The 24,331-nt window shown below is 35.3% G+C and carries 21 protein-coding genes and 4 pseudogenes; 21 read left to right on the top strand and 4 right to left on the bottom strand.

What is annotated here, in order from left to right:
- From GFJ36_RS29765 to GFJ36_RS16795, 17 genes and pseudogenes are all read left to right on the top strand, one after another.
- The coding region (locus GFJ36_RS29765) for a serine hydrolase domain-containing protein (protein ID WP_242016012.1) at positions 1 to 737 on the top strand (737 nt) is incomplete at its 5' end.
- A gap of 93 nt (positions 738 to 830) precedes the next feature.
- Positions 831 to 2,915: a serine hydrolase domain-containing protein gene (locus tag GFJ36_RS16870; RefSeq protein ID WP_097889766.1), complete on the top strand. Its 2,085-nt coding sequence runs from the start codon at positions 831 to 833 to the stop codon at positions 2,913 to 2,915.
- A 222-nt stretch (positions 2,916 to 3,137) separates the two neighbouring features.
- A pseudogene (locus GFJ36_RS30260) lies at positions 3,138 to 3,314 on the top strand (S-layer homology domain-containing protein); the annotation flags it as partial.
- A 966-nt stretch (positions 3,315 to 4,280) separates the two neighbouring features.
- Positions 4,281 to 4,901 carry a DsbA family protein gene (locus GFJ36_RS16860; RefSeq protein ID WP_097889767.1) on the top strand — a complete coding sequence of 207 codons (621 nt, stop codon included), beginning with the start codon at positions 4,281 to 4,283 and terminating at the stop codon, positions 4,899 to 4,901.
- A 292-nt stretch (positions 4,902 to 5,193) separates the two neighbouring features.
- On the top strand, positions 5,194 to 6,015 hold the full coding sequence (locus GFJ36_RS16855) for an MBL fold metallo-hydrolase (RefSeq protein WP_097889768.1): 822 nt from the start codon (positions 5,194 to 5,196) through the stop codon (positions 6,013 to 6,015).
- Positions 6,016 to 6,019: 4 nt separating this feature from the next.
- On the top strand, positions 6,020 to 6,412 hold the full coding sequence (locus GFJ36_RS16850) for a nuclear transport factor 2 family protein (RefSeq protein ID WP_060486500.1): 393 nt from the start codon (positions 6,020 to 6,022) through the stop codon (positions 6,410 to 6,412).
- A gap of 141 nt (positions 6,413 to 6,553) precedes the next feature.
- Positions 6,554 to 7,078 carry a nuclear transport factor 2 family protein gene (locus tag GFJ36_RS16845; RefSeq protein ID WP_097889769.1) on the top strand — a complete coding sequence of 175 codons (525 nt, stop codon included), beginning with the start codon at positions 6,554 to 6,556 and terminating at the stop codon, positions 7,076 to 7,078.
- A 373-nt stretch (positions 7,079 to 7,451) separates the two neighbouring features.
- Entirely contained in the window at positions 7,452 to 7,757 is a 306-nt protein-coding gene (gene arsR, locus GFJ36_RS16840; protein ID WP_000046014.1) for an arsenical resistance operon transcriptional regulator ArsR, read from the top strand.
- A 60-nt stretch (positions 7,758 to 7,817) separates the two neighbouring features.
- Complete coding sequence (locus GFJ36_RS16835) at positions 7,818 to 8,255, top strand: ArsI/CadI family heavy metal resistance metalloenzyme (RefSeq protein WP_088122557.1); 438 nt, start codon at positions 7,818 to 7,820, stop codon at positions 8,253 to 8,255.
- Positions 8,256 to 8,273: 18 nt separating this feature from the next.
- Positions 8,274 to 9,314 carry an ACR3 family arsenite efflux transporter gene (gene arsB / locus GFJ36_RS16830; RefSeq protein WP_097889770.1) on the top strand — a complete coding sequence of 347 codons (1,041 nt, stop codon included), beginning with the start codon at positions 8,274 to 8,276 and terminating at the stop codon, positions 9,312 to 9,314.
- A 25-nt stretch (positions 9,315 to 9,339) separates the two neighbouring features.
- Complete coding sequence (gene arsC, locus GFJ36_RS16825; protein ID WP_000428357.1) at positions 9,340 to 9,744, top strand: arsenate reductase (thioredoxin); 405 nt, start codon at positions 9,340 to 9,342, stop codon at positions 9,742 to 9,744.
- Positions 9,745 to 9,893: 149 nt separating this feature from the next.
- Positions 9,894 to 10,725, top strand: a pseudogene (locus GFJ36_RS16820) (GNAT family N-acetyltransferase).
- Positions 10,726 to 10,781: 56 nt separating this feature from the next.
- A pseudogene (locus tag GFJ36_RS16815) lies at positions 10,782 to 11,766 on the top strand (phosphotransferase enzyme family protein).
- Positions 11,767 to 11,821: 55 nt separating this feature from the next.
- Positions 11,822 to 12,421: a DJ-1/PfpI family protein gene (locus GFJ36_RS16810; RefSeq protein ID WP_097889772.1), complete on the top strand. Its 600-nt coding sequence runs from the start codon at positions 11,822 to 11,824 to the stop codon at positions 12,419 to 12,421.
- 288 nt (positions 12,422 to 12,709) lie between these two features.
- Positions 12,710 to 13,705: a CgeB family protein gene (locus GFJ36_RS16805; protein WP_097889773.1), complete on the top strand. Its 996-nt coding sequence runs from the start codon at positions 12,710 to 12,712 to the stop codon at positions 13,703 to 13,705.
- Positions 13,706 to 13,872: 167 nt separating this feature from the next.
- Entirely contained in the window at positions 13,873 to 14,757 is an 885-nt protein-coding gene (locus tag GFJ36_RS16800; RefSeq protein WP_097889774.1) for an alpha/beta fold hydrolase, read from the top strand.
- A gap of 243 nt (positions 14,758 to 15,000) precedes the next feature.
- Entirely contained in the window at positions 15,001 to 15,276 is a 276-nt protein-coding gene (locus tag GFJ36_RS16795; protein ID WP_088009995.1) for a hypothetical protein, read from the top strand.
- Positions 15,277 to 15,723: 447 nt separating this feature from the next.
- On the opposite strand, the gene GFJ36_RS16790 is transcribed toward GFJ36_RS16795, so the two are convergent.
- Positions 15,724 to 16,239, bottom strand: a complete 516-nt coding sequence (locus GFJ36_RS16790; protein ID WP_048516921.1) for a TetR/AcrR family transcriptional regulator — start codon at positions 16,237 to 16,239, stop codon at positions 15,724 to 15,726.
- A 393-nt stretch (positions 16,240 to 16,632) separates the two neighbouring features.
- Between GFJ36_RS16790 and GFJ36_RS16785 the strand changes: the two genes are divergently transcribed.
- Both GFJ36_RS16785 and menA read left to right on the top strand, forming a co-directional pair.
- Positions 16,633 to 18,843 (top strand): MMPL family transporter, encoded by a 2,211-nt coding sequence (locus GFJ36_RS16785; RefSeq protein WP_157349689.1) that lies wholly within the window; start codon positions 16,633 to 16,635, stop codon positions 18,841 to 18,843.
- Positions 18,844 to 19,115: 272 nt separating this feature from the next.
- On the top strand, positions 19,116 to 20,027 hold the full coding sequence (gene menA, locus GFJ36_RS16780) for a 1,4-dihydroxy-2-naphthoate polyprenyltransferase (protein ID WP_016129866.1): 912 nt from the start codon (positions 19,116 to 19,118) through the stop codon (positions 20,025 to 20,027).
- A 428-nt stretch (positions 20,028 to 20,455) separates the two neighbouring features.
- Here the strand turns inward: menA and GFJ36_RS16775 are convergent, their stop codons facing one another.
- Positions 20,456 to 20,656: a DUF1657 domain-containing protein gene (locus tag GFJ36_RS16775; RefSeq protein WP_000218933.1), complete on the bottom strand. Its 201-nt coding sequence runs from the start codon at positions 20,654 to 20,656 to the stop codon at positions 20,456 to 20,458.
- Between the two features lie 211 nt (positions 20,657 to 20,867).
- Between GFJ36_RS16775 and GFJ36_RS16770 the strand changes: the two are divergent.
- Together GFJ36_RS16770 and GFJ36_RS30255 are read left to right on the top strand one after the other, a co-directional pair.
- Positions 20,868 to 22,094, top strand: a pseudogene (locus tag GFJ36_RS16770) (phospholipase D-like domain-containing protein).
- A gap of 150 nt (positions 22,095 to 22,244) precedes the next feature.
- Entirely contained in the window at positions 22,245 to 22,397 is a 153-nt protein-coding gene (locus GFJ36_RS30255) for an MFS transporter (protein ID WP_223270629.1), read from the top strand.
- Between the two features lie 86 nt (positions 22,398 to 22,483).
- On the opposite strand, the gene rarD is transcribed toward GFJ36_RS30255, so the two are convergent.
- Positions 22,484 to 23,386 (bottom strand): EamA family transporter RarD, encoded by a 903-nt coding sequence (gene rarD / locus GFJ36_RS16760; protein WP_000773904.1) that lies wholly within the window; start codon positions 23,384 to 23,386, stop codon positions 22,484 to 22,486.
- A 534-nt stretch (positions 23,387 to 23,920) separates the two neighbouring features.
- The coding region (locus GFJ36_RS29755; protein ID WP_242016011.1) for a transposase at positions 23,921 to 24,331 on the bottom strand (411 nt) is incomplete at its 5' end.

Below are 24,331 nucleotides of genomic sequence, written 5' to 3'. Positions count from 1 at the left end.
ATAAACAAATTACTATCCGGCAAGTATTGAACCACACAAGTGGTATCGCTGAATACACAAGGTCAAAAAGTTTTAATCTTATGGATACAAAAAAATCGTATAGGGCTGAAGAATTAGTAAAGATGGGGATTTCGATGCCCCCAGATTTTGCTCCAGGAAAGAGCTGGTCTTATTCAAATACAGGATACGTATTACTAGGGATCCTTATTGAAACAGTAACCGGGAACAGCTATGCGGAAGAGATTGAAAATCGGATAATTGAACCGCTTGAATTATCGAATACATTCTTACCTGGCAATTCAAGCGTGATTCCAGGAACCAAGCATGCCCGTGGATATATCCAACTAGACGGAGCAAGTGAGCCAAAAGATGTTACGTATTATAACCCAAGTATGGGGAGCTCGGCTGGAGATATGATTTCTACTGCTGATGATTTAAACAAATTCTTCTCTTACTTACTTGGAGGTAAATTAATAAAAGAACAGCAACTAAAACAAATGCTTACTACAGTTCCAACAGGAGAAGCTGCACTTGGCAGATATGGTCTTGGAATCTATGAAACTAAGCTTCCAAACGGTGTCTCAATATGGGGACACGGAGGTAGCATTCCAGGGTTTGTTACTTTTGCTGGAGGTACACTTGGAGGCAAGCATACATTAGCTGTCAATTTGAACAGCCTTAATGCTGATAGTCCTGATCCTTTTAAAAATATTTTACTTGCTGAATTTAGCAAGTAGGCCAAAAGGAAGAACGGATAAATTTTATCATATTTTCATAGTTAAACAAACAAATGATGAAATTGATCACTTATCTAAGGAGGCAATTCCCTCATGAAAAATAAACTAACTGGTGTATTAGCCGCTACATTAGCGCTAACTATGATTCTACCAACAGGGGCGAAAGCATTTTCTGATAGTAAGACTACAGTTGTATCTAACGTAGAAGTAGCTAGCCAAGAGCTGAAGAAGATTGCAGCAGAGAAGGCTGCGCTACTCACGAAGTCCCATGGGACGACTAGCGTGCAGTATGCGCTAATTGATAATGGCAAGCTTACTTTGTCGGGGCAGGCTGGAAAGAACGATATGGAAGGGGAACAGCCACTAACCAAAGATACTCTATACGGGATTGGTTCAGTCAGTAAAATGTATGCAACAGCGGCTGTAATGAAATTGGTCGACGAAGGAAAAGTCGATTTGGATGCTCCTGTGGTTAACTATGTTCCTGATTTTAAGATGAAAGATGGGCGGTACAAACGCATTACCCCGCGTATGTTGTTGAATCACTCCTCCGGCTTGCAAGGTTCCACGTTAAGTAATGCATTTTTATTTAACGATAATGATACCTATTCCCATGATTTCTTGTTGCAGCAATTGTCCAACCAGAGCCTGAAAGCAGACCCTGGCGCGTTCTCGGTATACTGCAACGATGGTTTTACGCTGGCCGAAATTTTGGTGGAAAGAGTCAGCGGTATGAGCTTTACCGAATTTCTACAGCAACGGTTTACAGAACCCTTAAAGATGAATCATACAAAAACGCCGCAGGACAAATGGAGAGACGAAAAGCGGGCTGGACTTTATTTTCCGGCGTACCAAGGGCAGCTTCCAATTGAATCGGTGAATGTGATTGGTACGGGAGGGGTCTCTTCCACGGCAGAAGATATGGTACGATTCTCACAATTATTTATGGGACAGGGAAAAGGGATCCTCTCTGATAAGGTAGTTAAGGCGATGGAGCAAGAGGAATATAAAAAAGGAATGTGGCCGGGGGATGGAGATAATATTTTTAACTATGGTCTTGGCTGGGATAGTGTGAAACTATACCCATTCAGTGAATATGGGATAAAAGGCTTGGCTAAGGGCGGCGACACGGCACTGCAACATGCTATACTGGTCGTGCTTCCGGAACAGAAAATGGCAGCGGCTGTGTTGTCATCCGGTGGACGAAGCTCTACAAATCAACTGCTGGCAACTGAATTGCTGCTCGCCGTGCTTAAAGAGAAGGGGACAATTAAGAACATCAAGCCGAACAAATCTTTTGGCAAGCCGATCAAGGTCAAGATGCCTCAAGACGTGGCAAAGAAAGCGGGCTTTTATGGCAATAGCGAAACTCATTTCAAAATTGAAATTACGAAGAATGGAGAACTGTTCTTACCATCTAATCGAGAAGAAAAATATGTATATACTGTGGATGGAAGCTTTATTAATGAGAAGGGTACTTCTAAGCTCAACTTTGTCACCGAGAAGAATGGAAGAACTTATTTGAGGGAGAGCACATATAAATCGACACCAGACTTAGGGCAAGGTGCGATGACTCACTATTTAGCCGAGAAACTAGAAGACAATGTGCTATCGAAGAAAACCGCTGCCGTATGGGCGAAGCGGGAAGGTGTCAAGTTCTATCTCGTGAATGAGAAATTTAGTTCTATTGAATATCTCGTACAACCGAAACTTATTACCACACAAATTATTCGTAAGGAAGGCCTGGCGGGCTATTGGGAGGGCAGAAAAATTACAGGTCCGAACACCGCGGCGCATCAGCTCCAGATCCCCGTGATGAATGGCCGTGATACGACGGAAACGCATTTCTATACAGAAGGCGGCAATGAATATATGGAAATGGCCGGGTTGTTATATGTAAGTGGAAACAACGTAAAACCACTTGATGCTGGCCAATCATCCAAAGTTACTCTGCAAGCAAATGGGCATGCTAAATGGTTTACGATTCCGCAAGCGGCAGCAGGAAAAAGGATGACCGTGACATTGCCATCGAAGGGTGCGTTCGCGGTATATGATGAGAATGGAGTATGTGTCAACTTTACCATCGTGAGCGGCAATAACAAAGTAAAACTGCCGAAGAATGGAACGGTTGTAATTGCTGGGGCACCGAACTCAGAATTTGCAATTACGTTGAACTAGCTACAATTCAAAATGGACTTCAACAAAACCAGTACGACATAGGAACGTTGTTTTGCTGGTTTTGTTTGTATTTACGTATTATCTTTAAGAAGAGAATTTCAAAGAATAATATCACGCTCAAACTCTGCAAAAACAGCTATCAAACCAATTTAGGGCAATCATCATTTGCTCCATTAATCTTCTTGATGTAAATACGTTCGCAGCCGGTATTATGATGTACAAGCCCTATACGATACAGGAATTATCCGAGGTGTTTCAGCTACTAAGTTTACGCCATATGGCACACTCACACGTCAACAGGCAGCACTTATGTTAGAACGAACTCTAGAATATCTAGGTGTAGAAAAAGAGTCAAATATAGGGCCCTACCACATCGCTATCAAGCTAAGAAAAGCATAAATCCCCAAATAATAAAATTGAGATCCCCAGAGTAAAAATCATTGTTTTTGGGTAGCATAAAACCTTAGTATGTTAGCGATGTGATGCTAACCCAAATTTGAACCCTATTCCTCAATGAATCAAACAATTTAACATGGTAAAAGTATATTTGGATGAGAGTCCAATACTTACTATTGAAATTGTGATGGTTCACATTGAAAGAAGGCACTTTAGGGTGTCTTTTCTTTATGAAAAAAATTCCCGCACAATGTACAGGGATAAAAAATTATAAGTCATGGTGGGACAGTTCCTGTTTTAGTTAATCAGGTAGTTTCTATTAAAGGTAAAAACAAAATGTAATGCTTTGAAAAAAAACATGTACTAGAACTGGTACTCTGTCGGTAAGCCATGAAAGAGGTACTTATATTATTTGTTTTGTAAATTATCTTGAATTTGTTGTTCCATATTTACTAGTGATGTTTTTAGGGAATTACTAAGCTCTTTAACAAATTTAAGAACAAGAAGCCAGTTTTTAATAATAGAATTCTAAAAGCGTTAGGGTAGAAATTTATTGTTTTTGTTAAAAAAGAATTGACTTCTACTATAGTTGTAACTAATATGGTTACATAAGGTTGTAATTGAGTTAGTTACAACTCATGGATATTTAAAGTGAAAATAAGGTTTATATATTTAATTAAGGATGGTAGTCCACATGTTATCGCCCGGTGTAGAAAGTTACTAACATATTTAAATCAAGATATATTCCGAATTTTAGTATCTTCTATTTTGGAGCAATGATGTGCAGCGCTATCTTTCATTAGAAATCTTATCTAATCTTTTTGGGAAAGGTTAGTTTTGAAAAATATAGTAAGGTAACTCAAAAAAGAACAAGATATAAAAAAGATGTACTTATATAAACCAAAAAGTTAGCTGAGAATTTTAAGTGATAGCTGGACTGGTTAATAAAAATAAAGGTAGGGGATTTAAATGAAGACGAAACAAGATAATCTTATATACGTATGGGACGCATATTGTGGATGGTGCTATGGATTTTCAGAAAGTATTAAAGGATTTTACAAAGAACACACTGAAATGCCGTTAACGGTTTTATGTGGAGGATTATTTTTAGATGATTTACCAATAAAAAATTTCTCATATATAGAAGAGGGGAATAAAAGAATTAATCAAATTACAGGTGCAGAATTTGGTCCTTCATATCAAAAATTGGTGGAAGAAGGGACTTTTAAAATGAATTCGAAAGATGCTGCAATTGGCTTTTCAGCTTTACGCTCATTAGCACCAGACCGTTTGTTAGAATTCACTGCGGCTATGCAAAAAGCGTTTTATTATGAGGGACAAAGTCTGAGTGATCCTGAAACATATCGTAAGATTGCAATCGAGCATGGTTTGGACCCTGAACAAGTACTAGAACGTTTAAACGCTCAAGAAACAATAATAGATGTCCAAAACGATTTCAGCAAAGTGCGACAGCTTGGTGTTAATAGTTATCCTTCATTACTTTTACAAAAGGATAATCAAATTATCCCTATTGGTGGTGGGGTAATGACGCCAGATAAAATTGAAGCGCGTTTTAAAAATTTATATTAATGAATTTTAAGTTACAGTATATAACATTTAACGTTTTAAAAAAGACTAGAATTGGATGGACTTAAACCTTTTTATAACAGTCGGTTTCAATTTATTTTTAAAAAGAGTCCAAATTTAATTTTACTATCAGCTATAGTAGCAAACATGTTAGCTTACGCCAACCGACATTCATCTCTCGCCTATTTGCTGGTGCTATCACACTTTCAGGTAAATTGAAGAGGGAGCTTCTGTCGGAACAAGATAAAAATATGTTAACTAGTAAATAACTTTAACAAAAGGAGAATAACATTCTATGTTTAAAACAATTGATACAAATCAAAAAGATGTGAAATTGACGGTGTTTAGTTCAGACGAAAAAAGTTTTATGGTCACTGCAACCTTAGTTGAGAAAGCGGGACATGCATTTTTAATAAACTCAAAATTTACTCAATCTGATTCGAAAGAAATTGTTGAGTATCTGAAAAAAAACGACTTATCTTTAGATAAAATCTTTATTATTCATGGGGATCCTGATTACTACTTTGGATTAGAAATTATTAAGGCTGCTTACCCAGAAGCTATAGCGTATGCTACAGAGTCTACTGTTGAACATATTGTTCATTCTGTCTTAGGTAAATTAAAAGTTTGGAAAGGTGCCCTAGGAGAAAACGCACCAAGCAACGTAGTATTACCTCAAGTGTTTAAAGAAAAAACAATTGATTTTCAGGGGTTAACATTTGAACTAGTAGGCTTAGATCATTACAGAACTAGCTTATTTAATAAAGAGCTAAAAGTATTAATTGGTGGTATTGATGTATTTAACGAAATACATGTATTCTTAGCGGATACTAGCTCAAAAGCGGCTATGGAGGCATGGATTGAGAACTTGAAAGTATTACAAGCATTAAATGCTGACATAATTGTACCTAGCCATGGATCAATTGAAAAATCCTTAGATAATCAAGCGATTATTGCAACTATGGATTACCTAAGAACTGCGGTTCAAGCTTCTGAGGAAAGTAAAACTTCAAAAGATTTTGTAGCGAAACTTGAAGCAGCATATCCAGACTATGCAAATAAAGGTGTATTAGAATTAAGTGCAAAAGTTGTAACAAAAGAAATGCCTTGGGGTTAATGCTATGAATAAATATCAAAAACTATTACATGAAACGTATGTGTTAACTGGCGAGGGGAAAATGGATGCTTTCAAAACGTATTTAAGTGAAAATGTATCTTGGACAGAAGCTGCTGGGTTTCCATATGCGGGCACTTATACAGGTCCTGATGCAGTAGTGAAAAATGTACATGAACGTCTTGGCACGGAATGGGATAACTATAACGCTAAAGATGAAATTTATGCTTTTAATAACAATACTGTTATCGTGTATGGAAAATATAGTGGAACATATAAAGTAACAGGGAAATCATTCATAGCAGATTTCTGTCATCTTTATGAGTTTGATGAGAACGATAAGGTTAAGAAGTTTATTCAAATTGTGGACAGTGCAACTGTTAATGAGGTATTAAGTTAGAGTTATTAGTTTCTAACATGCCTTGTATAAGGGGGAGTGTAATTTCCTAACATTCCCCCTCACATTACATTTTTGGGAAGGTTTCTACTTCTCAAGCGTGTTATGGAAGATAACTTATACGATTAGAAGAGGTAGGCATAAATGAAATTAGAGAAAAATTTAATAGTAATAATTATTTCTGTGTTTATTTTAGGAATTGTGTCGACTTTGATATTTCAAGCTTCAACTGGTAATACCAAAGGTCACTCAATAAAGAGTGAGAATGTTGCATCGGTATCGAAAGAAGCGACAGAAAATGAAAAGAATAAAAAGATGGTAGTTGATTTCTATAATGAAGTTTTTAACAAACATGATATCGATATTATCCCTAAATATGTAAGTGAAGATTATAAGCAACATAATCCTTTTGTTTCTGACGGACGAAAAGCCTTCATGGATTTCTTTAAGGAGGACTTTGTTAAAAATCCTAATTCTTCTGCAGAGATTAAACGAGTAGTAGTAGAAGGAGATACAGTTGCTCTTCATGTACATTCTCGTACTAATTCTCAAGATAAGGGAGTTGCTATAGTCGATATATTTCGTATAAAGAATGGTAAGATTGTTGAACATTGGGATGTAATTCAAGAGATTCCAAATGAGGCAGCTAATGATAATACTATGTTTTAGACAGAAGGTATATTCAATTGTTAGTGATGTATAGAATCTAGAAATTATAAAATGAAGGGGATGTCCTAGGTATACTACTAGGACATATCTTTTTGTTTTAACGAGATTTAATATATTATCATTTGTAGAGTGCTTACTTCATATGTCTTCTGATAACTTACCCCTGAAACTGCACCATGTTAATATTAAATTATCGTATTAATTTGTAAGAAAGCTATTTTATATTGAGCAAGAAAAAGTATTCAAGTATAGATTTTGAAGAGGAAGTTTTTTTGATAAATCAAAAAAACTTGATGAATTAGTTGCATATAGAACTCATCTGCGTATATACTATAAATATCAAAAAAAATTGATGAAGGGAGAGTGAACTACAGTGGCACAAGATTTTCAGCTCTATGAGAAAAAGTTTAAAGCGTTGGCGGATCAGAAGCGTCTAGAAATCATGTATGAACTTTGCCAGCGAGGCCAGACTTGTGTATGTGATTTAACAGAGATTTTTGAAATGACGCAATCTAAGTTGTCATATCATTTAAAGATTTTATTAGATGCAGGTTTAATTGTAAAAGAAACAAAAGGTACGTGGAGTTATTATGATTTAAATGATGCGGAAGTAAATAATTTATTATCAGAAGAATTGTGCTGTATCTTTAGAAAAACAGGCAAAGGTAGTTGCTGTTAAAATTTTGCACCATTAATCAAAAAAAATTGATTAATGAAATATAAAGAGGAGGAATTAGCTATGAGATATGTTCACGTTGGTATAAATGTTACGGATTTAGAGAAGTCTATCGAATTCTACGAAAAGGTATTTGGTGTGTCACCAGTTAAGGTGAAAGTGGATTATGCAAAATTTTTATTAGAGGTGCCAGGACTTAATTTCACACTGAATGTAAGAGATGAAGTGAAGGGAAATCAGGTAAATCATTTCGGTTTCCAAGTGGATACAGCTGAAGAAATTACATTACATAAAGAAAGGTTAGAAAAAGAAGGTTTCTTTGCGCGTGATGAGATGGATACGACTTGTTGCTATGCAGTTCAAGATAAGTTTTGGGTAACAGATCCTGATGGGAACGAGTGGGAATTCTTTTATACAAAAGCACATAGTGATGTTCATAAAATTGAAGATTCATCTTGTTGCACGACTTCTAACGTAGTAGAAAAAAATTCTTGTTGTTAATAGGAGATGGAAAATAAAATGAAACGTTTATCTTTTCTAGATCGATATTTAACACTATGGATTTTTCTAGCTATGGCTGTTGGGATTGGTTTAGGGTTTGTGTTTCCTAGTGTAGTAGAAGGACTGAATACATTACAAGTTGGAACAACGTCCATCCCGCTCGCTGTCGGTTTAATTGTCATGATGTATCCACCATTAGCGAAAGTTCGTTACGAGGAAATGGGCCGAGTATTTAAAGATGTAAAAGTATTGGTTTTATCTTTAGTACAAAACTGGATTATCGGACCTGTACTTATGTTTGTTTTAGCAATTATTTTTCTTCCTGATAAGCCAGAATACATGGTCGGGCTCATTATGATTGGTTTAGCACGTTGTATTGCAATGGTAATTGTTTGGAACGATCTTGCTGATGGAGATAAAGAGTATGCAGCAGGTTTAGTGGCTTTTAACTCAGTATTCCAAATGTTATTCTTCTCCGTTTATGCATACGTGTTTGTAACAGTCATTCCAGAATGGTTAGGAATTGAAGGGGCTATTGTCGATATTACAATGGTAGAAGTAGCGAAATCAGTATTTATCTACTTAGGAATTCCTTTTATAGCAGGTATGTTAACACGTTTTGTACTCGTTAAGTTAAAAGGAAGAGAATGGTATGAAAAGGTGTTTATACCGAAGATTAGTCCACTTACATTGCTGGCACTACTATTTACAATCATCGTTATGTTCTCTTTAAAAGGGGAGATGATTGTTAGCGTACCATTAGATGTAGTAAGAATAGCAATTCCGTTATTAATCTATTTTATTGTAATGTTTTTTGTTTCTTTCTTTATGGGAAGAAAAATTGGTGCAAACTATCCGGTGACAACAACGTTAGCATTTACAGCAGGTAGTAATAACTTTGAGTTAGCAATTGCTGTAGCAGTTGGTGTGTTTGGTATTCATTCGGGTGCAGCATTTGCAGCTGTTATCGGACCGTTAGTGGAAGTACCTGTAATGATTGCACTTGTAAACGTCGCTTTTTGGTTTAAGCGTAAATATTTTAATGATCAACCAGTATAATTTAAAAACAAAGGCGGAAAACAACATGGAAAACAAAAAGACAATTTATTTCTTATGCACAGGAAATTCATGCCGAAGCCAAATGGCAGAAGCATGGGGCAAACAATATTTAGGTGATAAGTGGAATGTATATTCTGCAGGAATTGAAGCACACGGAGTAAATCCAAATGCTATTAAAGCAATGAACGAAGTAAATATTGATATAACGAATCAAACATCGGATATAATCGATTCAAATATTTTAAATAACGCTGATTTAGTTGTTACCCTTTGTAGTCATGCAGATTCTGTTTGTCCTTCGACACCTCCGCACGTAAATCGTGTTCACTGGGGATTTGACGATCCAGCAGGAAAAGAGTGGTCTGAATTTCAACGTGTTCGTGATGAAATTGGAGAACGTATAAAACGATTTTCTGAAACAGGGGAGTAAATAAAGGAAAGAGCCAATCTTCTAACGTATAGGAGATTGGCTCTTTTTTATTATCTACTTCTTTGGTTTAAAACAATTATTAAAACGAATAAAGAATATTCTGTCATGGTGGTAAAGTTAGAATAGAGCAGTTTCAGGGGGGATAACATATGATTTCTGAATTAAACAAGACTGATTTTTATAAATGTAATAGTTTAGTAAATGAAAAAGGGCAATTGGAGGTAAAGGCTGTAATTGCAGGGGTGAATCCTGGTCGTATATTTGTAGATAACATCTATTCTCCTAATTCAGGACTTATTTGGTTAGGGAATAACGATGGCTTCTTTTTTATAGGAAGTGCAGAAAATCAAAAGTTTAATAATGAAATGAATAGTTTTATTGATAATGTGATAGAACCTGAGGCAAGAAAGGCTGGACTAAATTGCTTTGAAGCAATCGGTAATCATTTAAAGTGGAATAAAGCAATCGAAAAAATATTTCAACATCGTAATTTAAAGAGTTGGAATCAAAGAGTGTATACGCTAAAAGAAGAGAATTATGAGGGTAATCGTGAACCTAAAATTGAACAAGGATATACAGTACTAAAAATGAGTAAAGCTCTCTATGAAAATAAAGGGCACGTATTGAAGAATATTGAATTTTTTACAATCAAAAATTTTAGAGTTTTGGTCCTCACCTGATGGATTTTTTAATGAGGGAATTGGTTATTGTATAGTTTTTGACAACATGATTGTAAGTGTATGTTTTTCAGGGTTCGTTTTTGAAAATATACACTGTATAGATATTGAAACGATAGAAGGTCACCAAGGTAGAAAATTAGCTCAAAGGATAGCTCATAGTTTCGTAAAAGAGTGTTTGGAGAATAATATTATTCCATATTGGGACTGCATGGATTTGAACAAGCCTTCTGTCGCGGTTGTAGAAAATGTAGGTTTTTCAAATGTGTTTAATTATGTAGGATATTATTTTCCTTTTGAGTGAATTAAGTGTATGTTACAAACCTATCATCGAGGGTTTTCACATGAAAGGAAAAAATGATGAAACACATAATAAAAGACATATTAATAAATTATTTTAAAGAAATCCATACATTAGTAGTGGAAGAAGAATTACATAAGAACAGTTGGAATACCGATTTGCATTATAAAATCGTCGTAAATGGAGACCAGTATTCCGCACGGTTTATAAATCGTGCTCGAACAATCAATCCGGCCTTTGGGACGTTATCAAATGAACAATTGAAAGAGCAAGTACGGTTTACGTATTATTTACGAGAGCATGGAATTCCATTTATGCAGATTAAGGAGAATAGGGCGGGAGAGTCCTTTACATTACTCACTTGGAATGAGGAACAGTACCGGTTTGTATTGTCTACTTGGATGGAAGGGGAACATGTCACTTATTGTACAGAAATGATGGCAGAAGTCTTTGGAAAGGAAGCAAGAAAGATACATGATATTTCTAGTACGTTTCAAAGCCCGATTTTTCAAAAGAAATCTCATTTAGATGGATATGGTGAGTTTATAAGATTATTAGAAAATAAAGGTGGTACACGCAAGGAATTGCAGAGATATATGGATTTAGCTAAGTATCATATAGAATGCGCACATACGAGTGATTTGGAGTTTATTGTACAAACTGATTTAAATCCTTTAAATGTCATATGGGATTCAAATCAATGTGTAAAAGGGATTGTAGATTTTGAATCGATTGAATATGTAGATCGTATTGAAGGTTTAGCTTTTTTAATAAAATGGTATTCCCGGACAGAAGGAATAAAGTCGCATGAAGTATGTTCGAAAGTTGCTAGAGCATTTTTAGAAGGGTATAAGGCCCATAATATTTTAACATCAAATGATTATAAAAGGCTTTCTTCATTATTATGGTTATCCGGTAGTTTAAATTGGAACCTTTGTGAAGAAAACGCTACTTGTAATAAGTGATGAGAGGGAATTGGAAAAACATTTGGAAGTTTATAGAGTGAGAGGAGAAAGACAATCTTCATTGTTAATTTGTAGATAACATTTATTCTCTTAATTTTGGATGCGAAAAAGAAAGCATATGAGGTGTTCAAAAAATGAAAATACAAATTGTATTGTTTGACGGTTTCGGAGAACTTGTCTCCTTTGCACCTTTTGAAGTACTGAAAAGAGCGATAGAAGAAGGGGCTCCATTTACGGTTGAACTCGTATCAAGTGAACGAAAACAAGAAGTTACTACTTCGTTCGGAGTTACGATCAAACTACATGATTTTTTACGAATGGATAATCGTCCAGATTTATTAATTGTGCCTGGTGGTGGCTGGAATCATAAAGCTGAACATGGGGCGCGAAAGGAAGCTGAGCTTGGTACTTTGACTAAAATAATTAGAGAGATGCACAACGAAGGAACGATTGTTGCGGGAGTTTGTACTGGAGGTATGTTACTAGCTGCATCCGGTATATTGAGTGATAAAAAGGCAACAACACATCATTTGGCACAGAGTGAAATGAGTGAATATGGAGCAGAACTGCTTCCTTACAGAATTGTAGATCAAGGGAATGTTATTACCGCAAGAGGAGTTACTTCAGGACTTGATTTAGCTCTTTGGATTACGGAAAAGTTCGCAAGTCCTAAAATCGCAGCTGCTGTTGAATATAGAATGGAATATGAGCGGCGAGGTGTTGTTTGGAAGTAATTTGACCGTAATCATAGTTTTTTTGCTGTATAGCGTATTAGATATTGTAAAAGAGAAAGAGCCAACTTATACGAGCAGGCTCTTTTTTTTTTATGTATTCATTCTCTATGTTTAATAATTGGGCTGAATATAACCTGATTTTATTCCTTTCGTGACAGCTTCTAAAATGAGGGAAGTGCAACATAATGGACATAAACGTTGCTTATACATGTAAAGTAAGATGTCATAAAATGAATAAAGACTGCTAATTTTCGTGCACTTTGATTATGTAGAAATAGGGGGGATGACATGAAAGACAATACGCCTAAGAAAATTTTATTTATTCAATCAGGAATTCCTTTTTATTATCCAATGATCGAAGCAGCAATTTTGAATAGTTTACAAAAAGTAAACAGTAATACAATTATGGTGAACCCAGAACGAGCGATAGAAACCGCATTAAAAATGAAACCGGATTTTATTTTGGTACTCGGTGGTTTAAACGAGGGTATTATTAGTGTCATGCCAGTAATAAAGAGTGCAGGTTTTACTACTGGACTTTGGCTGACAGATGATCCTTATTATACGGATGTAACACAAAATCTTGTTCCGTATTATGATTACATATTTACGCAAGATTTAAATTGTATCAAGTTTTATAGAGCGTTAGGATGTAATAATGTGTTTCATCTTCCGTTAGCAGCAAATCAAGATGTGTTTAAACCTTCTCAGAAAGAAGATACATATAAGTACGATCTTAGTTTTATAGGCACAGCATTTGAAAATAGACTTACCTTTGTTGATTCTATTTCAGAGTATTTAGCAGAAAAAAACATAAAAATTGTGGGATTCGGTTGGGAGAAGTTAAAGAATTACGAAAGGTTAAAGGATAAAATACAACTTTTGCCACTTGCAAAGTATGAAGATGCGTTACAATTTTACGTATCAACTAAAATCAATATAAATTTACACCGTTCACCAAATGATCAGGAATTGAATTGTAATGCTGCAAACATCCAAGCCTATTCAGTAAATAATAGGACGTTTGAAATTAATGCCGTAGGTTCTTTTCAATTAACTGATATACGCCCAGATGTAGCAAAGCATTACATACCAGGTGTTGAAATAGAAACTTTTAATAGTGCACGGGAGTTTATACAAAAAGCGGAGTATTATTTGGAACATGTACAAGAAAGAAAACAAATAGCAAAAAATGGACTGGATAAAACTTTGAAAAATCACACTTACGATAGACGTATAGTACAATTATTAAACTATATTAATTTCATAGGCGTGAAGATGTAGTCTAACCATTAACTGAAATGATAAGCATTTGGTGCTTTCTAACTCTCGTATTCTATAAAAATTATTTACGAAAAAGGGATTTGGATACATTTGTAGAATTTACTTATTCTGAAAAAACAATTTTGCATTCAAACTAATTTACATCTAATAATTAGAGGAGATTAAAAATGAATCACTTTTTTGTAGAATTTGGCGAATATGAAGCAAGTGTTTGTGAATGGGGAGATAAAAGTAATCCTCAAATCATTTGTTTTCATGGTTTAGGAAGTACAAAATTAAGTTTTATCGAAATAGCGCAGCTTTTAAAAGATAAATATCATATTGTATCGTTTGATCTACCGGGACATGGGAAAACACCAAGTTTTGGGAAGGATGAAGATTACGGTGCATCCCATTTAACAAATTGGGTAGTAGCGTTACTTGAGGGGATAGGAAAAGAAACATTTCATATAGTAGCACATTCATGGGGAGCAAGCGTTGCACTTCACTATGCAGCAAAATGTCCAGAAAAAATGAATAAAATGGTATTGTTAGATGGTGGTTATCATCATGGCAAAATGAATGCAGATTATTTTGCGAAGCTATATAAAGGTGCGAAAGAAGGAGAGTGTCCACCGCGATCATTAGAAGAAGAAATCACCCATTACGAAAAAGATTTTGATGAATATATTTTTGACAGTAAAGAAGCATTCATCCAATCAGAAAAAATGGTTTACAGCAGGTGGTCACCATTAATAGAACGCGCGGTTTACGATTTAATGCGAGAAGAAGATAATAAAGAGAAATGGCATGCTACTGGCGATACGGCTAGAGGTGTAATTAAGTTTCAATATACGGTGTATAAAACATTGAAATCGCATAAAATTAAAAATGATATTTTATTATTGTATTGTGATCTTCCACATAATTATTTAGAAATAAGGGAATTGCAAATTGCGGAATTTAGGAAGCATATTGATATTACGACTAAGCTTTATAGAGATACAGGGCACCTAATGCATTGGGATAGGCCAGAAGAGATTACCGAGGATGTTTTAAATTGGTTCAAATAAAGAAGGTCCGTTGTTCGCATTTGAGCAACGGATTTTTTTGATACGTTACCTGAAAAAGAAACAAGTATCTCTAAACTAGAGGAAAGTAAAAAATAAAGAAAAGAGGTTGCCTAAAAGTAACTATTCAGCGACTTTTGGGACAACCTCTTCTTTTTGTTGTTTATTTTAAAGAAAATTTAGAATAAAATAAAAATATAGCCACCTACCTATTATTCACTAATGAAAAGAAAAGGGGGTAGCGAAATGCAACTGAAGTATGGGAAGCACATTAATATATTATCTATTGTTCTAACTTTGTTCTCTTTTTCTGTAATTGTAAGTTTCTCTACCTGGTTGAGTGGATATTCAATTCCCAACCTTTCTACAATGCTTAAGGTAACAATGTTGAGTGCATTTATTCTTGGAATTTTAGGGTTTAGACAAGAGAAAAGCGCACTAGCGATTATAATTATGGGAATATGTGCCTTTGCTCTAGTCGTTCTATATACTTATGCGGTTATAAGTTTTCTTGAGCATTAAGCACCATAAAAAAGAAACGAACATTTTTGTTCGTTTCTTTTTTTGGGATGATTATTATAAAATAGCCTCTTCTAATGATTGAGTGCTGAATCCAAGAATTAATTTTTGAATGTTATTTTCAGGATCTTTTACAATGATATATGGAACGCCCTGTACGTTAAAGGGTTCAAACTCTTCTTTTTCTTCTGGGGTATTAGGGGTACCACCCCATGCCCATCAAGCTAAAAAGAACGAGTTACCCCAAAACAATAAAAAGCAGGCGAAATGTACACGTTTTTTGTTCTGAGGGTATTATGAGATCTTAAGTTGATGGATGTGTGGCGAGACTATATGAAAGAAAGTTTTGCTCTTTTAACCAAAAACGGTCGTTTATGGTTAGATGAAATACTTACAGCTTTTTATGTGGTGCCCATTTTTTAAGATGTAATAAAAGGTAGAATAGTTGTATCAGGAATTTGCCAAATTCCTTGTATCTGTTGTCCCATATGGAAGAATCTCGTATATTTTTGCAGCAAGTGCCTGAGGAGACTCCCTTGACCCTCTTTTAATCCAATCGGTAACAATATTGAAGATACCGCCTGCTAAAAACAGGATTTGCATTCTGCTCATGTCATGATCGTGTGTAATATCCGCTTGAAAGACCTTTTCCATTGTGTAATTCAAGTAATCAAGCATCATATTAGATATATTTGAATCAATTAACTTTCCTGACGGCTTCTGTGCAGAGACAAATCCCTCTATGATATATTCAATAATTAGCTGCATACTTTCATACGGATCCAAACTATCAACCTCTTTCAAGAATTGTTGAACAATTTCATCCACAGATGCTTGCACGACGTCATAAACGTTGCGGTAGTATTTATAGAATGTGACTCTGGCAACTCCAGCCTTTTTACAAATAGCTGTTACGGTTATATCTTGCAATTTATGTTCATGCAACAGTGCGCTCAATGCCTCCATAATGTATGTTTGAGAGTGTATACTGTCTTCTCTTGACTTCCTCAAAGCTAACACATCCCTTCATTCTGTTCGTTTTAAGTGTAAATAATCACATATTGCTTGAAAGATGAAAATTCACTGTTATACTTACACTTGTAAGTACAATTGTTAGTGCGGTGATAATTTCATTGTATAAAAGGACATTATCGCTGTCAATGTGTACCATTTTCTTTGTTTTTTACTGGCAATTTGTCGCCATTTTGTAAGCTATAAATAGGGAGGGATATTCAGATACAATCTATAATAAGTATTTTAAAATCTTATTATATGAATTATATGTAATTTAGGTATTTGTATGTTTCTAGATTACAACGTAAGAAGAATAATTTTTGACAAGAATAGGGTGAGATTTAATTGGCAAAACATCTGTATAAGTTAGGATATTGGGCAGTAAATCATAGGAAGAAGGTTGTATTCAGCGCACTCGCAATTCTTATTGCATTAGTGCTTTTTGCAGTCAACATGGGTTCCTCTTTCAAGGACGAGCTGAGTATTCCGAATACACCAGCAGATAAAGCAGGAAAAGTAATTGAAAAAGAGTTTAAAGCGATGCAACCAGCAGGTGCCCAAGTAAAAGTGGCATTTAAAGCACCAAAAAACGAAACCTTGGAGTCAGCGGAAGTACAACAGAAAATTGCAGGAGTTCTTGAAGAGATAAAAAAAGACTCAGCTGTTGATTCTGTGGCAGCACCGATGCAACTGCAGAACCTCAGTGAAGATAAGACAATTGGATATGCAGTTGTTACGTACAAAGTAAAAGCAGAAAAGGTTACAGAAGCTTCTAAAGATAAGATTTTAGATAGTATTGAAACAACAAGGGATGCCGGCATTCAAACGGAGTTATCAGGAGGCGATGTTACGTTTTCTGACTCAGAGACTTCAGGTATGACTGAAATTGTCGGAGTTCTTGTTGCCTTCGTAGTCCTGGCATTTACCTTTGTGTCTTTTCTAGTAGCTGGACTGCCGATTCTCACTGCGATAATCGGATTAGCAATTGGAATGCTAGGAATCATGATTGGAACCAATTATGTGGAAATCCAATCAGTTTCCTTATCATTAGCTGCCATGCTGGGACTCGCAGTAGGCATAGACTATGCACTCTTCATTATCAATCGTTTTAGACAGCAGCTTGCACAAGGAGATTCTGTTCCAGAATCTGTTGCCATCGCAACGGGAACAGCGGGAAGTGCCGTAATCTTCGCAGGATTAACTGTTATTATAGGTCTTTTGGGACTGTCTGTTACAAAGATTCCATTCCTGACAGCGATGGGCGTATCAGCTGCCTTTACTGTGCTTGCAGCTGTGTTGGTTTCCGTCATCATATTACCAGCCATTTTGGGACTTGTCGGCCATAAGATTGCCCCATCTAAACAAAATCGATTCTTGCAAAAGATGACTGGGGCAGGTAAGAAACATGCTGGTTCAAATAGATGGGGAGAATTTGTCATAAGACGTCCTCTGATTGTCACGATTTTCGCAATCGGACTGCTTGCAGTGATTTCAATTCCGTTTTTCCATATGAACCTTGGCTTGCCTTCTGATGGAACAACAAAGTCCACAGAAACGACAGAAAGAAGAGCATATGATTTGTTGACGGAAGCGTATGGGGAAGGATTTCATGCTTCTTTAATGGTAGTAGCAAAATCAGAAGAAGCAACAGCTGAAACGCAAAATGCTATGAACACCATCGCAAAAGAATTGGGTAACCTACCTGACGTGAAAAGTGTGACCCCAGCTATCCCTGGGCCTTCTGGAAAGATTTATATGATTTCTATTACACCAAAAACTGGACCTGACGATACAAAGACAAAGGATTTGGTAAAAGCAATCAGGGACAAATCGAACCAAACCGAGAAAAAAAATGAAATTGAACTAATGGTAACGGGCACAGCAGCGATGAATATTGATATCGTGCAAAAGCTGAGTGACGCCTTGCCAGTTTTTGCTGCCCTTATTGTGGGACTTGCGTATGTACTCTTAGTTCTAGTGTTTAGATCTCTGCTCATTCCATTAAAAGCAGTATTAGGGTTTCTACTTTCTCTTGGCGCTACGTTGGGAGCCGTGGTATTTTTCGTGCAGGATGGACATTTCCAAAATATATTTGGGTTCCCGGCTGCCGGTCCGATCTTAGCCTTCTTGCCTGTCATTCTGATTGGCATCTTGTTCGGACTCGCCATGGACTATGAGGTGTTCCTAGTGAGCAAAATGCGGGAAGTATATACGCATACAGGTGATCCGAAGAGAGCTATTGTAGAAGGAATGCGGGAGAGCGGGAGAGTCGTAGTCGCAGCGGGATTAATTATGATGTCTGTATTTATTGGATTCATGTTGGCGCCTGATACCATCATTAAATCCATAGGCATGGCTCTTACATTCGGTGTTTTCTTTGACGCATTCATCGTGAGAATGACAATCGTACCTGCAGTCATGATTCTCATGGGTAATTCAGCCTGGTACTTGCCAAAATGGCTGGATAAAATTTTGCCTAACATTGATGTTGAAGGAGAAAGCATTATACATCGCGTAGAAAACAAAAATGAAAAAATATATAAACAGAACCGTTAAATTTAATTCATAGTTGTATTCATTTAGTACAGCCATAGAAATTTTTAAAAATAACCCTCACATATATCCTCTTAGCGCCCTTAACTTGATGGCGATGGGGTACCACCCCATATTAGAAAAAACGATATTTTGATGCAAAGTTATGGTGCAAGCAAGAGCATGAAAGTTCTATCGCCAATTCTTTTTTTGATATAATAGATGTGAAGCAGGAAATAGAGAGAAAGATACTGCTAGTCATTTATACTTAAAAGGTAGGGAGATTGAACAGAGTTATGGGGAATGAAAAAGAAATTAGTTCCGCTAAATTAATATGGAAGATGACGCGCCCGCATACATTAACGGCGACGTTTTCTCCTGTAATTTTAGGAACAGTAGCATCACTGTATGTTACAGACATTCATTGGCTTTTATTTATTGCGATGATGGTTGCGTGTTTAGCATTGCAAATCGCAACGAACTTATTTAATGAGTACTATGATTTCAAACGTGGATTAGATACCGCTGATTCTGTTGGCATCGGTGGTGGAATTGTCCGTCACGGATTGAAACCAAAAAATGTGTTAACAGTTGCGCTTTTATTGTATGTAGTAGCAGCAATTATTGGAGTTTATATTTGTATGAATAGCAGTTGGTGGTTAGTCGTCATTGGTTTAATTGGGATGGCGGTTGGCTATTTATATACAGGTGGTCCATTACCAATTGCGTACACTCCATTTGGAGAATTAGTTTCTGGATTGTTAATGGGGACATGTTTTGTACTCATCGCTTTCTTTATTCAAACGAATACGATAACAATTGAAAGTGTATTGATTTCCATTCCAATTGGAATTTTAGTAGGTGCAATTAACATGTCTAATAACATCCGAGATATCGAAGAAGATATTAAAGGTGGAAGAAAGACATTAGTAATCCTCCTTGGGAGAGAAAAAGCAATAGTAACATTAGCTGTAGCCTTTTTCATTGCTTATTTATGGATCGCTGTGATTGTATTGATGGGTTATATAAGCCCTTGGGCATTAGTTATGTTCCTAGGTTTGAGAAAGCCAATCTCTGCCATTCAAAGTTTCCAAAAAGGTGCAAAGGATCCTGGGTATATGCGCATCGCAATGAAATCAACAGCGATGACAAATACGATTTTTGGCTTTTTATTATCGGCAGGATTATTAATCAGTTACTTGTTTTAAATAAAAAATATTATTACGTGACTAAACCCCAATTTCTCAATTTTAATATAGAGAAATTGGGGTTTTATTTTTATAGTGTGTATTTTCCCTTTTAATCAAAAGCAAACTTTAAAAACAAATAAAAATATCAAGCATGTGAGCATCAAGAACGGAAGTGCATGGAATATACATCTTTAGCTTGACGGGTATGTGGCGGTACCCTATGCCAATCAAGCTAATATTTTGAAATGCCCCAAAAACGAAAATTTTATCTTTTCATAGGTGTCCATGAGAGTTGAACTCATTTTTTCGTTTTGGGGTAATTTTGAATTCTTAAATTGATGGCAATATGGTGAGACCCTTTAATCGTAATTAGCATTATGATAATCGTTATTTAAGCTGGGCACTCTTCCATGGGGACGATATTCTATGTGAAAGGTATTATGTTATTACTTGTACTGAGGCTCTTCATGTTCAATTTGTTGAAGACGAGGATTTAAAGATTCAATAATTTCTTGAGTTTGTTGTGCTGCACCTTTATATAATTGTTTTGCTTGCTTGTTATCAGTATCAAGAACAAATCCTTCTAGGCATGCTTGAGCACTCTTTAATCCAGCGATAGTTTGTTTAAGTTTAGTACTTACTGTCATGTAGTATTCCTCCTTGTAAATGTGCTTCAAAATATAGAGTGCCTATTTTGTTATCATCGTACGATTTCCAATTTTAGGGTTATGCGAATGAGAAATTTTATAGTTAATCATTCAAAGCAGGATTTTTTTAGCTAATAGATGCATGGAATAGTTTTGTCCCAATAACAAAAACTAACAGAAATAAAAAGATAATATATAAAGGAGATTAAATATGCTGAAAAAGATAGGAAGAATTTTCCGAGTATTCCTCTTTTTATTTATCGGTGGATGTTTAGTTCTGTTTGTTTGGGGTGAAATTGACAGAACGATAGCCGAAAAAAATGGGGTGTTTAGCCAGAATTCTAGTCAATACCCTATGCGTCAAAGTGATATTACTTTGTATACAGATGGGAAACAGTTAAACAATCAACTATTCTCAGATATAGAGAAAGCAAAGCATTACGTGCATGTTAACTTTTTTTCTATTGCTGATGATAAAGTAAGCCATCAGTTTCTAGAGTTATTGCGGAAAAAAAGTCAAGAAGGTGTAGAAGTATACTATGCTTTGGACAGGTTAGGTGGAATTTTACTAAAGAAAAAGGAAAGAGAATTATTAGTTAAAAAAGGAGTTCATTTTACATATTAAAATAAACCGGCTTTCCCTTATCTTTTTTCTTCTTTGGATCATCGGAATCATCGTCGTATTTCAGTTATTGATGGAAAGGTTGGTTACATTGGTGGATTCAACATCGGAAAGAAGTATTTGGGGGAAAAAGAAAAACTTGGTTATTGGAGAGATTATCATCTTCAAATACGAGGAGAAGGAGTTCAAGATTTAGAACAACAATTTGTATTAGACTGGAAGAGAAACTCAGAGAAACCGATTCCGATACACAATGCGGTAAAGGAAAAGGGAGCAACCTCGCAACGATTTACTGCATATTATAGTGGAGAAAAACTTGGGCAAGATTATAAAATGCTGTTTCAACAAGCAAAAGAATCCATTATTATATTAACACCTTATTTTATACCAAAAGACAGAACTATTTGGAACGCATTAGTAGATGCAAGAAAGAGGGGAGTCCGTGTCAAAATTCTATTCTCACCTCATTCGGATGCACTATTAGTTAAAGAAGCAGCATATCCATATATCCGAAAAGCATTAAAACAGGGGATGGAAGTATATGGTTACAAAAATGGGGTGTTACACGGTAAAGTATTTTTGATTGATGAAAAAGTATTGATGGTTGGGACCGTGAATTTTGATTCACGCTCGTTTCATTTAAATGAAGAAATGAACTGTTATATTCATGACCCTATCTATATTTCGAGAATAAAACCAGTGATTAATGCAGACTTACAAAATTCAAAGCAAGTAACATCCTCTGACGTCAACCAATTATCTATAAAAGAAAAAATAAAAGAAAAGGTTGCAAAAATGTTTGAGTATTATTTGTAAAGACAATGTATTTGTATACTTGGATAACAGGGGCTATATGCTTAGTGATTTTACATATTTTCCATGGAATCAGCTGGGCAGTTGCTACAAGTTCGATAGAAAAGGCTGTGATTGATGTATTCCACGATCTCTTCGTGGAGAAGCAATGGCATGGCTTTAGGACCAGTATTAGATCTTTGGGTAATAAAATCATTTTCATTCTATTATCTATTTCTTCTATGTTCAGGATTAGCACTTGTTGCATTCATACTTGTACTTGGTACAAAAATACCATCAATTCAACATGCATCAAAAAAACGCTAAGCAAAAATACAATAAGCTGCCCATATGGACAGCTTATTTACATAATTTTCGTTACAGGTAGTTCATTATTTATAAGTTAAACTCATTTATTTTTTACTCTCTTTACTTGACTTTGTTATGGAAGAAAAAGTATAAATCACAAGGGCTAACCAAATAAAGGTAAAAGCTATAAAATGAGCTTTTGTTAACGTTTCGTTATAAAGAAAAACACCGGCTATTAGTGACAGAGTTGGTGAAATATATTGGAGAATACCAAGCATAGATAATGAAACTTTTTTAGCACTCTTTGTAAATAATAAAAGTGGTAGAGCTGTTACTATGCCACTCCCTATTAATAATAAACTGGTTGAAACAGAATTGAAAAATTGTATTTGAGATTGAAACATCAAGTAAGTCAAATATACTAACGCAATAGGCGAAATTACCATCGTTTCAAGTGTTAATCCAATGACTGAATCTGTTTTAATCATTTTTTTGGCTAAACCATAAAATCCAAAGGTAAGCGCCAAACTAAGAGAAATCCAAGGAATCACACCATAATGGAACGTTAGTGTTAATACACCAATGCCTGCTAATATAAATGCAAGAATTTGAGAACCACTTAACTTTTCTTTTAATGCGATTACACCGATTAACATACTTGTTAAAGGATTAATGTATTGACCAAGACTTGCTTCTAATATTTTTCCATTAAGCACTGCCCACATAAAGATACCCCAGTTTGAACTAATCAGTACAGAAGCAATAATAAGTGACCAAACTAATTTTGGATTTTTAACAATTTCTTTCATGAATTCAACATATGTAGACCATTTCTTCATGAAAAATAAAAGTACAAGCATAAAAATAAAGGACCAAAAGACTCGTTGTGCTAGAATTTCTCCTGAAGATACGTGTTGAATAAGCTTCCAGTAAATTGGAGTAATACCCCACATAATATAAGAAAGTACTGCAAACACAATGCCATCTTTTTCATTATTTAATTTCATTCTGAGCCTTCTTCCTAAATATTTAAGTGTTAAATTACCTGGTTTGTTTTAAATAACTATTAGTAGTAGGGTAGTAGGGAAAGTACTGGTGTAATCCATTTTATTACAAATCACGATTTTAACATCAATGATTGGTAAAGTAAAATGTTTTATTATCTTATGTTTTTAGTAGAAAAATGCATATTGTATACATGTGGGGTTAACATAATGTCCTATTATTAGTAACAAGAAAAAAGCGAATCCACACTCTCAAAAGAAATCCACTTTTTCTTTTTCGATAACTCTATTCATTTTTTATACATTCCTATCCTGGTATGGTTTTTGGGTACTGGATTAGCAGAAAAACTGTATAAAATCTAGTATACTCCTTAGCATGTTGTTTTCTTAGGTTGCTGGCGGTACCCCATCGCTATCAAGCTAAGGTTATGTAAAATCAATTTCAGGTGAGAAAATCCCTATGTTCTAATGACTAATTGTATATTATTTAAAGAATTGCATACGAAATAAACCCTAATGGGTTTTGCTTTTTTAAAATTAAGCTGCATGAGTATGAGACATGGAATAATTGTATACGATGCCTAAAATATCAAAGACTGTTTTTTTCTCATACCTATGGGATTTTCGCCCGTTTTGCTGTAGGAGATTGAACAAGCGAATTAGAATCCTTGATAGCTCTTGGGTGCCTTTCTGTATAGCTTGGAAAAGAAGAAGAAAATAATCTTTAATCATATATATGGCCTTATATTCACTCAGTTCTCGTTTCTTTTTCATAAGAAGTAATTGCCGCATTTGAAACATGGTAGAAGAACAGAGTAGAATGGCAATCAGTTGCCCATACAAATGGCATTCCAATCGTTCTCGTTTTATCTTTTTACAATGGTGAATATGAAAGAATGATTTCCGAGTTTTAAATATAATCTCGATTTGCCAACGTAAAGAATACCA

The organism is Bacillus sp. EE-W1, from assembly GCF_009760835.1.
GTDB lineage: Bacteria > Bacillota > Bacilli > Bacillales > Bacillaceae_G > Bacillus_A > Bacillus_A wiedmannii.
This window is presented reverse-complemented; position numbering and strand designations above follow the sequence as displayed.

Excerpts from the sequence above, each read along its gene's own strand:
- arsC (WP_000428357.1), top strand. The coding sequence starts at position 9,340 with ATGGAAAACAAAAAGACAATTTATTTCTTATGCACAGGAAATTCATGC.
- GFJ36_RS16810 (WP_097889772.1), top strand. The coding sequence starts at position 11,822 with ATGAAAATACAAATTGTATTGTTTGACGGTTTCGGAGAACTTGTCTCC.
- menA (WP_016129866.1), top strand. The coding sequence starts at position 19,116 with ATGGGGAATGAAAAAGAAATTAGTTCCGCTAAATTAATATGGAAGATG.
- GFJ36_RS16850 (WP_060486500.1), top strand. The coding sequence starts at position 6,020 with ATGAATAAATATCAAAAACTATTACATGAAACGTATGTGTTAACTGGC.
- GFJ36_RS16860 (WP_097889767.1), top strand. The coding sequence starts at position 4,281 with ATGAAGACGAAACAAGATAATCTTATATACGTATGGGACGCATATTGT.
- GFJ36_RS16855 (WP_097889768.1), top strand. The coding sequence starts at position 5,194 with ATGTTTAAAACAATTGATACAAATCAAAAAGATGTGAAATTGACGGTG.
- GFJ36_RS16795 (WP_088009995.1), top strand. The coding sequence starts at position 15,001 with ATGCAACTGAAGTATGGGAAGCACATTAATATATTATCTATTGTTCTA.
- GFJ36_RS16835 (WP_088122557.1), top strand. The coding sequence starts at position 7,818 with ATGAGATATGTTCACGTTGGTATAAATGTTACGGATTTAGAGAAGTCT.
- GFJ36_RS16870 (WP_097889766.1), top strand. The coding sequence starts at position 831 with ATGAAAAATAAACTAACTGGTGTATTAGCCGCTACATTAGCGCTAACT.
- arsB (WP_097889770.1), top strand. The coding sequence starts at position 8,274 with ATGAAACGTTTATCTTTTCTAGATCGATATTTAACACTATGGATTTTT.
- GFJ36_RS16800 (WP_097889774.1), top strand. The coding sequence starts at position 13,873 with ATGAATCACTTTTTTGTAGAATTTGGCGAATATGAAGCAAGTGTTTGT.
- rarD (WP_000773904.1), bottom strand. The coding sequence starts at position 23,386 with ATGAAATTAAATAATGAAAAAGATGGCATTGTGTTTGCAGTACTTTCT.
- GFJ36_RS30255 (WP_223270629.1), top strand. The coding sequence starts at position 22,245 with ATGGCTTTAGGACCAGTATTAGATCTTTGGGTAATAAAATCATTTTCA.
- GFJ36_RS16790 (WP_048516921.1), bottom strand. The coding sequence starts at position 16,239 with ATGGAGGCATTGAGCGCACTGTTGCATGAACATAAATTGCAAGATATA.
- GFJ36_RS16845 (WP_097889769.1), top strand. The coding sequence starts at position 6,554 with ATGAAATTAGAGAAAAATTTAATAGTAATAATTATTTCTGTGTTTATT.
- GFJ36_RS16775 (WP_000218933.1), bottom strand. The coding sequence starts at position 20,656 with ATGACAGTAAGTACTAAACTTAAACAAACTATCGCTGGATTAAAGAGT.
- GFJ36_RS16805 (WP_097889773.1), top strand. The coding sequence starts at position 12,710 with ATGAAAGACAATACGCCTAAGAAAATTTTATTTATTCAATCAGGAATT.